The sequence below is a fragment of the Streptomyces sp. NPDC002809 genome (assembly GCF_040295435.1).
Lineage (GTDB): Bacteria > Actinomycetota > Actinomycetes > Streptomycetales > Streptomycetaceae > Streptomyces.
In genome coordinates this window covers 15,285-28,478 of sequence record NZ_JBEOVJ010000100.1, presented here as the reverse complement: position 1 = coordinate 28,478, position 13,194 = coordinate 15,285, and the positions used below count along the sequence as shown (strand labels likewise).

Here is a 13,194-nt window from a genome sequence, read left to right as displayed (position 1 = left end):
CCGGGCTCGTGGGGTCCGGCCGATCCGAACGAAAGACCTTAGGCGTGCGGCCCGCCCCGCAGAGCGGCCTTCGCGGGTGCCGGGGGTACCAGGGGTGCCGGGGGTGCGGGGGGTGCCGGGGGTGCCGGGGGTGCCTTACCCGCATCCAGGCTCCCGAGCAGCTGACGCATGGCTGCCAGCGTCGCTCTCGTAGCCGCGGCGACGTCCTTCAGGCTGCCCGCATCCGCCGAGGAGATCACCAGGCCGGCCTGCCGGAGCACCGTCTCCTGCAGACCGCCCGCGACGCGCTGCCGTTCGTTGTGGACCACGCCCCTCGTGCTCGCGAGCAGGGTCGTGAACGCCGCGTCCTCGCGGCACAGCACCCGCCTGCGGCGCCTGTGCATCATCCACCCCGCCCACCACACCGCCGTGAACACCAGGCCGAAGCACAACAGCACCTCGGCGAGGACGAAGAGCACGAGAAGGGGACCGGCCGGTTCCCCGAGGAGCCTCCCGTCGGCGGCGAAAGCGGCCGTCATCAGCACACCGAACGAGAGAACCACGGCAGGTACGGACAGATAGGACAGGCGGTATCCGGCCGGAACCATCGTCTGCGCGATCGGGGGCCGTCCGTACCGTCCGGCCTGCGCGGTCGCCGGTATCAGAACGCGGCCGTAGGCAGCGACAGCGTAGACAGCGGCCAGTTCGACGGTTCCACCACCCAGGAGGGACTGCGCGCTGGATGGCGGAAGCACACCGCTCACCAACAGCACCGGCCACACGAAGGCGGTGGCCCCTGTCGCGGCGAGGGCCCACCAAGGGGCTCGTCTGCGCCACAGCAGCGGGAGCGCGTGAACGGTCAGCAGCAGCACGAGAAGCAGGCAGACGGCGACTCCGTAGCCTTTCCCCGCCGCCGTCTCCAGGGCGTAGCCCAACGATGCGACGACGGCCGCTCCGCAGACCACCCCGTCCGTGACCCGCTGCTCTCGTGGGAAGTTGCGCCGTCGACCCGTGGCAGGCTTTCGTGCGGAAGGTGCTTCAGGCAGTACAGCGTGTACCCGCCATCCTCCTTCGGCGCGGGGCCCTGCGGACAACCGCCCGCCGACAGCGGCAGCGCGCCGGCCCATCCCCTCCACACCGCGGCCGGAGCCGATACCCAGGCCGGCGCCGCCGATGCCGCCGGACGGCCTGCCGTTGTCGACGGTCAGGTGCAGCGCCTCTCCGACCCGTTGCGCCCGAACACCGACGGAAGCACCCGGCGCGTAGCGCAGGGCGTTGGTCAGCGCCTCCCGGATGATGCCGTGGGCCGCCTCCGCCGCAGGTCCGGCGAGATCGGCGGGGAGGGAAACGGAGACAGGGCGCCCCAGTCTGCCGAAGCCTCCGATGAGGGCTTCGAGCGCGGGGGTCATCGGCCGGTGACCCGGTGGCTCGCCCGCTCGCATGACTGCCACCAGCCGTCGGAGTGCCACCTGGGTCTCCCGCGCGGTGCGGCCGGCGAACGTGAGGGCTTCGGTGACCAGTTCGGGCCGACTGCCACCGAGCCTGCGGGCGGCTTCCACGGACACCACGACGGAGGTGAGGTGATGGGCGCTGATGTCGTGCAACTCATGTGCCAGCCGGTCCCGTTCGCCGCCGGCCGCCTGCCCCAGCTCCAACTCGGCGCGGGTCAGCCGCTCTTTCGTCGTCTGCCGTTCCCGCAGCCAGTGCCGACGGCCGGCGCCCAGGGCGGCGGCCGGCAGGTAGAGACTGACGTGGAGGAGCCAGTTGGAGACGAGGCCACTGCCGAATCCATGCTGTGCGGCGCTGGGCAGGAGCTGCACGACGGCGGCCCCCGCGGTGGCGGCCAGGCCGATGGACAGGCCGCTCCGGGCGGTCACGGCGAAGAGCGCCATCAGGACCGCCGCACTCGCCACCAGACCCAGGGTGTCGGGCGGTGTCAGAAACTGCACCAGCACGGACGACGCGAGTATCTGCCCCAGGGCGGGCAGCGGTGCCCGGTTCCGTCGTGCGAGCGCATGCGTGGTGAGAGCCGTGGTGGCGAAACCAGCGATCCATGTCGTCGTGCTCGGGGGCTCGTCCAGAAACGGTACGGCGCCGATCCACAGAATCAGCTGTGCCACCGCGAACACGCCTGGCAGGAGCAGGCCTCGAGTTCTTCCCATCGGCAAGAGTGTAGAGCCGGGCGCCCGGTGCCGGACTTCGCGCCTGATGCCCCTCTCCCCGGGGCGCACCGGCAGAAATGTGCTCCGCGGCTGCCGGATGACGTGCCGGAGGGCACGTCGACTGCCACCCGCGGCCTCCGCCCGCACATGCCCCGGCGCGGGACTTCCCCCGGTGGTTCAGGACGTGGCGCCGACCCCCCGGGAAGTGTTCCGTCACTGACCCGGCCCGACCCGCTTCCACGGCACTAGGTCTTCCGGCCTAGACGGCGTTCCTCCTGGTGGCAGACGCCACAGCCCTTCCCGGGCGGCACGATCGACTTATGGATCGAACCGACGTCGTCGTCACGCTGGTGGCCGTTCTGACCATCGTCTGCATGGGCAGACCCTTGAGGAACGTGCAGTTCTGGCACATCGTGCTGCTGGCCGCAGTCTCCTATCCCGCGTACAACAGCCTGCTCCCGCTGCTGGAATCGGCCACGGGCGCCCTCAACCCGTGGGCATCGAATGCCTTCCTCATCGCCACGGGCCTCGTGTTCGCCGCACTCGGCTCGCAGGCCGTCCGGGGAGTCAAGTCCTTGCGGGACACACGTGCCGACCGCCTGCGCCACTGCCACGACAGCGACGCATGAACATCCATGTCTTCCATCAGCAACAACCTCGGATCGGTAGAAGCATGCCCAACCGCCCCTCGTCCCGAGCCGGTATCGCCCTGGCCTCGCTCGCCGTGCTGGCAGCCACCGCGGTCAGCGCCTGCAGCCCTGACTCCGGCACCGGCGAAACCGCCTCGATACCCGCCGTGCCCGCCGCACTCAGCGACCAGAAGCCGCACTGGACCGCGTGCTCCGCTCCCTCCACGGCCCAGGGCGGCGGCGACGTACCCGAGAATCTCCCGGACGGCACGACATGGCAGTGCAGCACCATGAGGGCACCGCTGGACTACGCGCATCCCGACGACGGGACCATCGAACTGGCCCTCGTCCGGGCCAAGTCCTCGCGGAAGGCGAACCGTGAACGGCTCGGGTCCCTCGTCTTCAACTTCGGTGGCCCCGGTGCCTCCGGAGTGTCGACGCTCCCCCTCTTCGCCGAAGACACCTACGCGAAACTGCACGAGCGCTACGACCTGGTCAGCTTCGACCCGCGCGGGGTCGGGGACAGTGCCGGGGTGAAGTGCCTCGGCACGAAGGCCATGGACGCCTGGCTGGCAGTGGACCTGACGCCCGACGACGCCGCGGAGGAGAAGGCCTACGCCGACGGCGTACGCACCCATGCCCGGTCCTGCGAGGACAACTCGGGTATCGCGCTGAACCACGTCGGCACACAGGACGCCGCACGCGACCTGGATCTGATGCGTCACATCCTCGGGGACGAGAAGCTGAACTACTTCGGCATCTCCTACGGAACGCAACTCGGCGGCGTCTACGCGCACCTCTTCCCGGAGCGTGTCGGACGAACCGTCCTCGACGCCGTGGTCGATCCCACCAATGACACACTGGCCAATGGGCTCGGCCAGGCAAAGGGATTCCAGGGCGCGTTGGAGAGCTTCACCAAGGACTGCACGAAGCGTGAGGAGTGCTTCTTCGACGGCAAGGACCCTGCTTCGGGCCAGAAAGCCGTCACCGCGCTCCTCGATCGCCTCGACACGAAGCCCGTTCCGACGGCAGACGGGCGCCCGCTCACCCAGAGCCTCGCCCTCAACGGCATCGCCGCCGCCCTGTACGACAGGGAGATGGGATGGACGGTACTCAATGACGGCCTGGCCGCAGCCGCCAAGGGGGACGGCAGCGTGCTGCTCTTCCTCGCCGACGGCCTCAACGAACGCACCGATGACGACGGCTACGCCAACGGCAACGCCGCGTTCGCGGCCGTGAGCTGCGCCGACTACTCGGACCGCTTCACCGCCGCCGACGTGCGTCGGCATCTTCCGGAATTCCGCGAGGCATCCACCGTGTTCGGGGTCTGGATGGCCTGGGGCCTGCTCCAGTGCACCGACTGGCCGGTGGCCGGCCACGCCCCCACCGTCGAGGTGACGGCCGGTGGCGCGGACCCCGTCCTCGTCATCGGCAACACCGGCGACCCCGCCACGCCCTACGAGGGGGCGAAGAGGATGGCGGAGAAACTGGGCAAGGGAGTCGGCATCAGTCTCACCGTCGACGGTGAGGGACACGGCACCTACGGCGCCAACGACTGTCTGACCGAGCTGGTCGACACGTATCTCCTCGACGGAACGGTTCCGGAGGACAACACCACCTGCTCGTGACCGCGCTCCCCGGAGCTGTCCTCGGGTGGGGTGCCGTCGAGGCGGCACGAGCCGGGGTGCGGCACACCCAGGAGGACAGCGCCCTGGCTGCCGCGACCGTACGGGCGGAGAGTGAAGCCGGGCCCGCCGCACCACGCGGGTCTGCATCACGAAGTGCCGCACACCCCCACGGAGACACCATCACGGATGCCGCGATCCCGCCGCCGGTTCGCGAGGAGGATCCGCGACGGCGCCGCGGGGCCCGGCCGCCGCCCCGGTCCACACTCTTCCGCAGCCCTGTGGCGGGCTGTGGAAGCACGTGTGCGGGCCACGGCACACGAGACCGCGGGACGGGACGGTGGGGCACTTCGCGCCCCGGCCGGTCCCGTTCCCATTCCCTGATTCGGAAGACGCATCACATGACTTTGTTCGAACATGATTTCGTCGCAGCGGGCTCCACCGAACCGCCCGTGGGTGACACGGGGCGCATGCTCCAGATGACGACTGCCTACTGGGTCACCCAAGTGGTGCGCACCGCAGCCGAGTTGCACATCGCCGATCACCTGCACGCCACCGGTGCCACCCCAGCACAGGTGGCCGAGGCGGAGTCGCTGGACCCGGACTCGACGTTCAGGTTCCTGCGGGCGTGCGCCTCGCTCGGTCTGGCCACGTCGGCGGACGGCGAGCGGTTCGTCGGCACCTCCCTGCTCGACACCCTGCGCACCGACGCCCCTGACTCCCTGCGGGACCTGGCCCTGTGGGGCGGCGCCGAGTCGCACTGGCTGCCGTGGGGGCGGCTGACGGACGCGGTCCGCACCGGCACCACTCAGGCGGAGGCGGCCCTCGGCGTCTCCTTCTTCGACTGGCTCGCCACCGTTCCGGGCGAGGCCGAAGTCTTCACCAATGCCATGACCGCCATGACACGGAGCCTCGCCCACCACCTGGCCGACGTGATCGGCCTCGAGGGATTCGAAGTCGTCGTGGATGTCGGCGGCGCCGGCGGCAACCTCGTCCAGACACTCATGCAGCGGCATTCAGGCCTGACCGGGGTGGTGTTCGACCTGCCGCACGTGGGGCCCGAAGCAGACGCGTCCGCGGCCGGTCTGGGCGTCGCGGACCGGTTCACCTTCGTCGGTGGCGACTTCTTCGACGAGGTGCCGCCCGGGGACGTACACCTGCTGAAGTTCGTCCTGCACGACTGGGACGACGACTCCTGCGTGCGCATCCTGCGCAACTGCGCGGAGGCGCTCAACCCCGGCGGACGCCTCCTGGTGATGGAGCTCCTCGTCGACAAGGCGGGCAGGCCCGGTCTGGAGCCGCTGATGGATCTCAACATGTTGGCGCTGTCGAGCGGGCGGGAGCGCAGCCTCGACGAATTCACGCGTCTGTTCCGGCGGGCCGGCCTGACGCCGGTCGCAACGGTGCCGTCCGCGTCCAGGGTTTCCGTCCTGGAAGCGGTGCCTGCCCAGGCCCCGCCGACGACACCGAGGCCGGTGTCCTGACGGACGGCGTGCCCGGCCGGCGGTCGTCGGCATGCTGCCGACGGTGGCTGCCCCGGCACCGGCTCACGTCCGACCGAAATGCTTCAACAGCCTCGCACACGGGGCTGTCCACACAAGAGAAAGGGCCCGTCGTGGCAACCAAGCGCTCAGCACACACCCTCTGGGAAGGCGACCTGCTCGCCGGCAACGGCGTCGTGGCCTTCGGCTCCTCCGGGATCGGCAGCCTGCCGGTGTCGTGGCCCTCGCGCGCCGAGCAGGCCGACGGCAGGACCAGCCCGGAAGAGCTGATAGCCGCAGCCCACTCCAGCTGCTTCTCCATGGCGCTGGCGAACGCTCTCACGGAAGCGGGCACACCTCCCCGCGAGCTCGTGACCTCAGCCGACGTGACGTTCCAGCCGGGCGATGGCATCACCGGCATCCACCTCACCGTCAAGGGCACCGTTCCCGGCATCGGCGACCTCGCCTTCGTCGCCGCGGCCGAGGACGCCAAGGCCGGCTGCCCGGTCAGCCAAGCCCTGGCGGGTACGACGATCACGCTCTCGGCCGAGCTCGGCTGACGCGGGCCGGGCGTCTCTCGGGAGGACGGCGGGCAGCACGGGCGCGCCGCGCGTCACCCGCCGGGAGGCGCCCCCCAAGGAGCCGCCTCCCGTTCCAGCTGCGCCGCCAGCGCGAGCAGCGTGCCCTCGCCGCCGAGGGGCGCGGCGAACTGGACGCCCAGCGGCAGGCCCTCGCTGTCGTGGCCGAACGGGACCGACATGGCCGGCATCCCGGTGACGTTGTACACGCTGGTGAAGGCGGAGTAGACGGACGCGTGCCGGTAGATCGACTCCGGGGCCGAGGTGTCGAGGGTGCCGAGCAGCGGGGTCGGCCGGGCGAGAGTCGGGCTGAGCAGGACGTCGAACGCGTCGAACGCCGCGCCGACCTCCCAGCCGATCTCCTGCGCGCGGCGCAGCGCCCGGCTGACGTCGGCGGCCGGCAGAGCGCGGTAGGTGTCGTACACGACCCGGGTGAAGGGCTCGATGTCGTCGTCGGCCAGGGGCCTGGCGAGCCGGTCGAGCCGGGCCTCGATCTGGGCGACGATGTCGGCGCCCATCAGGACTCCGGAGGTGCGGCCGACGTCGGCGGGGCGGTAGCGGGCGGTGGTCTCGGTGACGTCGTGGCCGAGCCGTTCGCACAGTAGGGCCGCGGCGCGTGCCGCCCCTTCGCAGTCCGGGTGGACGTCGGGGCCGTCCGGGAGTGCGGTGATCAGGCCGATCCGCAGTCGCCCGGGGTCGCGGCGGGCCAGTTCGGCGAAGGGAGCTGCCGGGGCAGGTGCGGCGTACGCGTCCCCGGGCATGGGTCCTGCGACGACGTCGAGGAGCAGGGCGCTGTCCCGGACGGTCGTGGTCACCGCGTGGTGGCCGGAGACCAGGCCGGACAGGGTGGTGGGACGGGGTGCGGGCGAGACCCGTCCCCGGCTCGGTTTGAGGCCGAAGAGTCCGCAGGCGGCGGCCGGGATGCGGATCGAGCCGCCGCCGTCGCTGGCGTGCGCGACCGGGACCATTCCGGCCGCCACCGCGGCCGCCGAGCCGCCGCTGGAGCCACCCGTTGAGCGGTCGGTGTTCCACGGGTTGCGGGTGGGGCCGAAGAGGACCGGTTCGGTGGAGGCGTTGAGGCCCAGTTCCGCGGTGTTGGTGGTGCCGAGGACGACGGCACCGGCGCGCCGGTAGCGGGCCACCAGTTCGCTGTCGCGGTGAGCGGTCGCGTCGGCGAAGAGACGGCTGCCGCCCGTCGCCGGCAGCCCTTCCACCTCGGTGCCGAGGTCCTTGACCAGCATGGGGACACCGTGCAGCGGGCCGTCCGGCAGACCGGCCGCCACCTCGGCGAGCGCGGCCTCGAACCGGGTACGGACCACCGCGTTGATGCGTGGGTCGTGCTGCTCGATGCGGGCGATCGCCTGCTCGGTGACGGTACGGGCGTCGGTCTCGCCGCTGTGGACCGCGGCGGCCGTGGCGACGGCGTCCGGGCCCCTCATCCCACGTACCCGGCGGGCTTGCCCCAGGTCTCGCGACGGGTGGTGCCCCGGTCGACGAGAACGCAGCGGGTACCGGTGAAGTTGGTCGGCATGCACTTGTTGCAGTGGATGCACAGGGACGGGGTGGTGGCGTCCTCCCGGATCCGGTTCACGAGGTCGGGCTCGCGCAGCAGGGACCTGCCCATGGCCACGTACTCGAACCCCTCGCGCATCGCGAGGTCCATGGCCGGCTTGTCGGTGATGCCCCCGAGCAGGATCATCGGCAGCTTGACGGCGGCGCGGATCTGCCGGGCGTCCTCCAGGAGGTAGGCGTCCCGGTAGGGGTAGCTGTGGAGGAGGCGCTTGCCGACCAGCTTCACGCCGAGCTTGATCGGCTGCGGCATGATCGCGGCGAAGTCCGCGAGCGGGGCGTCGCCCTTGAAGAGGTACATCGGGTTGAGCAGGGAGCTGCCCGCGGTCATCTCCAGGGCGTCGACGGTGCCGTCCCCTTCGAGCCACTGCGTGACGGGGATGGCCTCGTCGAGCCAGAAGCCGCCCGGGACGCCGTCGTCCATGTTCATCTTGGCGATGACGGCGATCTTGCCGCCGACCGCGTCGTGGACGGCCCGCATGATCTCCCGGGCGAACCTGGCCCGGTTCTCCAGGCTGCCGCCGTACGCGTCCGTGCGGTGGTTGATCTTGGGGCTGAGGAAGGAACTGGCCAGGTAGTTGTGGCCCAGGTGGACCTCGACGGCGTCGAAGCCGGCCCGGACGGCGCGACGGGCGGCCTCGGCGTGTGCCTCGGTGATGCGGCGGAGGTCGTCGATGGACGCCTCCTGGGCCCAGCTGATGGTGGTGGCGTGGAAGTGCCTGGACGGGGAGAGGGCCGGGGCGCCGTTGCCCTTGGGGTTGGCGACGGGTCCGCCGTGGCCGATCTGCGCGGAGATCGCGGCGCCCTCGGCGTGCACGGCGTCGGTGAGTACGCGGAGTCCCGGCATCGCCTCGTCGGTCCAGTGGATCTGGTGCCGGTCGGTCCGCCCCTCCTTCGCGACGGCGCAGTAGGCGACGGTGGTCATGCCGACGCCGCCTCGCGCGTAGGCGACGTGGAAATCGACGAGGTCCTGGGTCACCAGGGACTTGTGGCTGAGCCCTTCGTAGGTCGCGGCCTTGATGACGCGGTTGCGGAGCTTGAGCGGGCCCAGCTGGGCGGGGGCCAGGACATCGGGTGTCTCGGTGGTGGTCACGAGTGGTTCCTCTCGTTTATACGTGGTGACAGGCGACCCGGTGGCCGGGCCGGATGTCCCTGAGCGGTGGCTCCTCCTGGGCGCACCGATCGGTGGCCAGCGGACAGCGCGTGCGGAAGCGGCAGCCCGACGGCGGGTTCAGGGGTGACGGCAGTTCGGCGACCGCGCCGTCGGGCGCGGCCGGGTCCTCGACGGCGCCGGGGCCGCGCTGGGCCTCGGGGAGCGAGGCGAGCAGCAGCCGTGTGTAGGGGTGGACGGCCTCGTGCTGCATGCCGTCGGAGGGCAGTACCTCGCAGACCCTGCCCAGGTACATCACCATCACGCGGTCGCTGATGTTCTTCACCACGGACACGTCGTGGGCGATGAAGACCATGCTCAGTCCGCGCCGCTGGGTCGCCGTCTCCAGGAGGTTGAGGATCTGTGCCTGCACGGACACGTCGAGGCTGGAGACGGGTTCGTCGCAGATCAGCACCTCGGGGTCCAGGAGCAAAGCGCGGGCGATGCAGACCCGTTGGCACTGGCCGCCGGAGAGCTCGTGCGGCCTGCGGTCGCGTACGGTCGCCGGGTCGAGGCCGACGTCGCGCAGGGCCGCGTCGATCCGGGCGTCCTTGCCCCTGGGGTCGTCGCCGCTCCCCCAGATCGACAGGCCCTCCCACACCAGGTCCTTGACCTTGCGGCGCGGGTTCAGTGCGGAGACCGGGTCCTGCATGATGATCTGCATCCGGGCCCGGGCCCGGCGCAGTTCCCCGGGGGCGAGGCCGGTGAGGGTCACGTCGCCGAGGCGTACGGTGCCCGAGTCGGGGGGCGGCAGCTGGATCAGGGAGCGGCCGACGGTGGACTTGCCGCAGCCGGACTCTCCGAGAATGCCCAGTGTTTCGCCCGCCGCGACCTCCAGGCCGACACCGGAGACGGCGTGGACCTTTCGGCCGCCGCCGGCCGGGAACTCCACGACGAGGTTCTCCGCGGTGAGCGCGGGCGGCCGCGGCCCCGGTGCGCCGACGGTGGTGCGGGTGGTCGTCATACGGCGGCCTCCTCGACGGCGCCCAGGGGGTGGTGGCAGGCGACGAGGCCGCCCGCGTCACGGTCACCGGCGTATCCGGTGAGCGGGGGCGACTCGGTGCCGCACTGATCGGTGGCCGCACCGCAGCGCGGGGCGAACCGGCAGCCGGGGGGCGGGTGGAGCAGGTTGGGCGGGCGGCCCTCGATGGTGGGGAGCAGGGTGTGCGGGGGCAGGTCGAGGCGCGGGATGGAGGCGATCAGGGCGCTGCTGTACGGGTGCCGGGGGCGCTCGAACACGGCCTCGGTGGGCGCGTACTCGACGAGGCGGCCCGCGTACATCACCGCGACCCGGTCCGTGCGGCCGGCGACGGTGGCGAGGTCGTGGCTGATCAGGACGGTCGCCATCCTCAGGTCCCGGGCCAGGGACTGGAGGAGGTCCAGGATCTGCTTCTGCACGGTGACGTCGAGCGCGGTCGTCGGTTCGTCGGCGATGAGCAGGCGCGGGCCGCAGGCCAGGGCCATGGCGATGACGACGCGCTGGCGCATGCCGCCGGAGAGTTCGTGCGGGTACTGGCCGGCCCGCCGGGCGGGTTCGGGGATGCCGACCTGGCGGAGCAGGTCGACGGCCCGTTCCCGGGCCTCGGCGCGGCTCAGGCCGAGGTGCGCGCGAACGCTCTCGGACAGGTGTGTGCCGACCTTCTTCACGGGGTTCAGGGAGGTCATCGGGTCCTGGAAGACCATGGCGACCTCGGTGCCCCACAGAGCCCTGCGGCCCGACGGGCTCAGGGCGTGGACGTCCTTGCCGCCGAGCAGGACGGTGCCGGAGACGGTGGTGCCGGGGCCGTCGGTGATCAGGCCCATGAGGGTGCGGCCGAGCACCGACTTGCCCGATCCGGACTCGCCGACGATGCCGAGGGTCTCGCCCTCGGACAGTGACAGGCTGACGCCGTCGACGGCCTGCACGGGGCCGCGGGGGGTGTGGAAGGCGGTGCGTACGCCGGTGGCGGTCAGCAGTACGGGCGCTTCGGGGCCGGCGGTCTTCGTGTCGCCGGGCAGCGGTGCGGTGGTCACAGTTTCACGCTCCGGGAGTCCCAGCGCCCGCGAGCCTTCTCGCCGACGATGTTGAAGGCGAAGACGGTGAGGAAGAGGAACGCACCGGGTACGAGCACGATGTGCGGGTGCTGCTCGAAGACCCGCCCCTCCCCCTCCGCGATCATGTTTCCCCAGGTGGGTTCGGGCGGCTGGATGCCGAGGCCGAGGAAGCTGAGCGAGGCCTCGGCGACGATGAGGACCGAGATCATCACCACCGCCAGGGACAGCAGCGGCAGCAGGACGTTGGGCAGCAGTTCGCGCAGCATGATCCGGGAGCGGGTGGCGCCCATGGCGCGGGCCGCGACGACGAACTCCCGGTTGGCGTAGGCCATGGTCGTGGCGCGGGCGAGCCGCACCATGCCGGGGATGGTGAGCAGGGCCAGGGAGAGGGCCACGTTGCGCAGATGCGGCTCCAGCACCGTGGCGAGTGCGATGAGCAGGATCAGCGGGGGCACGGCGAGCAGCGAGTTGGTGGCGATGCCCACCGCCCGGTCGACGCTCTTCTGGAAGTAGCCGGCCACCATGCCGATCGCACCGCCGACGACGGTGCCGACGGCGACCGCGGACAGCGAGATGACCAGTGAGGACCGGGCGCCGTACAGGGACCGGGCGAGCAGGTCGAGGCCGAAGGCGTTGGTGCCGAGCGGGTTGCTCCCGGTGAACGTCGGGGTGGCGAAGACGGGTTCCAGGACCGTACTCGCGACATCGCGGTCCTCTCCGATCGGCAGCCACGGAACGAACAGGATCGCCAGGCCGAGCAGGATCAGCCAGCTCGCACCGAACCAGAACACCAGGTCGAAGCCGGGTCCGGCCCAGCGCTTGCCGAGCCTGGAGGCTCCGGCGAACGTCATGCCGAGGCCGAGGAGGGCGAGGACCGCCTTGACGGGCGTGACGAGTTGGGGTGTGGTCGCGCCGAACCCCAGCAGGACGAGGCCGACGACGGTGAGGGCCAGGGCGGTGAGCAGAGGCAGTGGGAAGGCGGCCCGCGTGCGCGGGGCGATGTCAGATATGGACACGTCGCGTCCTCGGGTCGAGGTAGCCGTAGGAGAGGTCGATGCCGGCGTTGATCACCACGTAGATCACGGCGATGGAGAGCACGGCGCCCTGGACCATCGGGTAGTCGCCCTGGCCCGCGGCGTTGACGACGAGGGTGCCCATGCCGGGCAGTGAGAAGAGGTACTCGACGACGACGGTGCTGCCGATGAGCCGGCCGAGGCTGAGCCCGAGCAGGGTGACCAGGGAGAACGAGGAGGGGCGCAGGGCGTCGGTGAACAGGATGCGCAGCGGGTTCATGCCCTTGGCGCGGGCGGCGAGGATGTAGTCCTCCCGCAGCGTCACGATCAGGTCGCCGCGCAATACGCGGGTGAACATGGCGAGTTCGGCCAGGGCCACGGTCAGCGCCGGCAGGAAGGCATGGTGCAGGTTGCCCAGCAGGTCGCCGTCGCCGAGCCGGATCCATTCGGAACGGGGGAACCAGTCCGCCGAGTTGACGAGGAGCATGATCAGCAGCAGCCCCGCCAGGAAGCTGGGCACCGACAGCACCCCGAAGGTTCCGGCGCCGATGATCCGGTCGGCGGCGGAGCTCTCCCGGTACGCCGACCACATGGCCAGCGGCACGGCGATCAGCAGGGCGATGAGCAGTCCGAGTGCGGCGATCTCGACGCTGACGGGCAGCGCCGACAGCACCCGGTCGGTGACGTCGCTCTGCGGCGGTACGACGGACTGGCCGAGGTCCCCGGTGAGGACACCGCCGAGCCAGTCGAGGTAGCGGGTCACCAGCGACTGGTCGAGGCCGAGTTCCGTGCGGAGCTCGGCGTACTCGGCGGGCGACCGGCCGCCACCGAGGATGTCGACGGCGGGGTCGCCGGGCAGCAGGACCACCAGGGAGAAGACCCCCATGCTCGCGATGAGGAGCACGCCCACCAGTTCCAGGACTTTGAGGGCCGGTCGGCGCAGCGCAGCGAAACTCATGGGTTCCTCCAGATCT

The 13,194-nt window shown here is 71.2% G+C and carries 11 protein-coding genes; 4 read left to right on the top strand and 7 right to left on the bottom strand.

The features are described 5' to 3' along the window. Nucleotides 1-38: 38 nt before the first annotated feature. Nucleotides 39-2,141, bottom strand: a complete 2,103-nt coding sequence (locus ABT025_RS34955) for a sensor histidine kinase (RefSeq protein ID WP_351002693.1) — start codon at nucleotides 2,139-2,141, stop codon at nucleotides 39-41. Between the two features lie 320 nt (nucleotides 2,142-2,461). On the opposite strand from ABT025_RS34955, the gene ABT025_RS34950 reads away from it, so the two are divergent. From ABT025_RS34950 to ABT025_RS34935, 4 genes are all read left to right on the top strand, one after another. After that, on the top strand, nucleotides 2,462-2,770 hold the full coding sequence (locus tag ABT025_RS34950) for a hypothetical protein (RefSeq protein ID WP_351002692.1): 309 nt from the start codon (nucleotides 2,462-2,464) through the stop codon (nucleotides 2,768-2,770). 44 nt (nucleotides 2,771-2,814) lie between these two features. Beyond that, a complete protein-coding gene (locus ABT025_RS34945; RefSeq protein WP_351002691.1) occupies nucleotides 2,815-4,398 on the top strand; it encodes an alpha/beta hydrolase in 1,584 nt (527 codons plus the stop codon). Between the two features lie 398 nt (nucleotides 4,399-4,796). Continuing rightward, a complete protein-coding gene (locus tag ABT025_RS34940; protein ID WP_351002690.1) occupies nucleotides 4,797-5,879 on the top strand; it encodes a methyltransferase in 1,083 nt (360 codons plus the stop codon). Nucleotides 5,880-6,010: 131 nt separating this feature from the next. Then, the gene (locus ABT025_RS34935) at nucleotides 6,011-6,436 is read left to right on the top strand and encodes an OsmC family peroxiredoxin (RefSeq protein ID WP_351002689.1); all 426 of its coding nucleotides are present in this window, start codon (nucleotides 6,011-6,013) and stop codon (nucleotides 6,434-6,436) included. A 53-nt stretch (nucleotides 6,437-6,489) separates the two neighbouring features. On the opposite strand, the gene ABT025_RS34930 is transcribed toward ABT025_RS34935, so the two are convergent. The 6 genes from ABT025_RS34930 to ABT025_RS34905 are packed head-to-tail and all read right to left on the bottom strand — an operon-like array spanning nucleotide 6,490 to nucleotide 13,178. Next, nucleotides 6,490-7,893: an amidase gene (locus ABT025_RS34930; RefSeq protein ID WP_351002688.1), complete on the bottom strand. Its 1,404-nt coding sequence runs from the start codon at nucleotides 7,891-7,893 to the stop codon at nucleotides 6,490-6,492. Further along, nucleotides 7,890-9,116, bottom strand: a complete 1,227-nt coding sequence (locus tag ABT025_RS34925) for an NADH:flavin oxidoreductase (RefSeq protein ID WP_351002687.1) — start codon at nucleotides 9,114-9,116, stop codon at nucleotides 7,890-7,892. The genes ABT025_RS34930 and ABT025_RS34925 overlap by 4 nt, the downstream gene beginning before the upstream one ends. Before the next feature lie 16 nt (nucleotides 9,117-9,132). Continuing rightward, nucleotides 9,133-10,137, bottom strand: coding sequence for an oligopeptide/dipeptide ABC transporter ATP-binding protein (locus tag ABT025_RS34920; protein ID WP_351002686.1), 1,005 nt, complete (start codon nucleotides 10,135-10,137; stop codon nucleotides 9,133-9,135). Then, nucleotides 10,134-11,186 (bottom strand): ABC transporter ATP-binding protein, encoded by a 1,053-nt coding sequence (locus tag ABT025_RS34915; protein WP_351002685.1) that lies wholly within the window; start codon nucleotides 11,184-11,186, stop codon nucleotides 10,134-10,136. Before ABT025_RS34915 ends, ABT025_RS34920 begins: the two co-directional genes overlap by 4 nt. Next, on the bottom strand, nucleotides 11,183-12,223 hold the full coding sequence (locus ABT025_RS34910) for an ABC transporter permease (protein WP_351002684.1): 1,041 nt from the start codon (nucleotides 12,221-12,223) through the stop codon (nucleotides 11,183-11,185). Before ABT025_RS34910 ends, ABT025_RS34915 begins: the two co-directional genes overlap by 4 nt. Further along, on the bottom strand, nucleotides 12,210-13,178 hold the full coding sequence (locus ABT025_RS34905) for an ABC transporter permease (protein ID WP_351002683.1): 969 nt from the start codon (nucleotides 13,176-13,178) through the stop codon (nucleotides 12,210-12,212). Before ABT025_RS34905 ends, ABT025_RS34910 begins: the two co-directional genes overlap by 14 nt. Nucleotides 13,179-13,194: the final 16 nt, after the last annotated feature.

What these genes read in the sequence shown, in the direction of transcription:
- ABT025_RS34955 (WP_351002693.1), bottom strand. Translation starts at nt 2,141, where the DNA reads ATGGGAAGAACTCGAGGCCTGCTCCTGCCAGGCGTGTTCGCGGTGGCA.
- ABT025_RS34950 (WP_351002692.1), top strand. Translation starts at nt 2,462, where the DNA reads ATGGATCGAACCGACGTCGTCGTCACGCTGGTGGCCGTTCTGACCATC.
- ABT025_RS34945 (WP_351002691.1), top strand. Translation starts at nt 2,815, where the DNA reads ATGCCCAACCGCCCCTCGTCCCGAGCCGGTATCGCCCTGGCCTCGCTC.
- ABT025_RS34940 (WP_351002690.1), top strand. Translation starts at nt 4,797, where the DNA reads ATGACTTTGTTCGAACATGATTTCGTCGCAGCGGGCTCCACCGAACCG.
- ABT025_RS34930 (WP_351002688.1), bottom strand. Translation starts at nt 7,893, where the DNA reads ATGAGGGGCCCGGACGCCGTCGCCACGGCCGCCGCGGTCCACAGCGGC.
- ABT025_RS34920 (WP_351002686.1), bottom strand. Translation starts at nt 10,137, where the DNA reads ATGACGACCACCCGCACCACCGTCGGCGCACCGGGGCCGCGGCCGCCC.
- ABT025_RS34905 (WP_351002683.1), bottom strand. Translation starts at nt 13,178, where the DNA reads ATGAGTTTCGCTGCGCTGCGCCGACCGGCCCTCAAAGTCCTGGAACTG.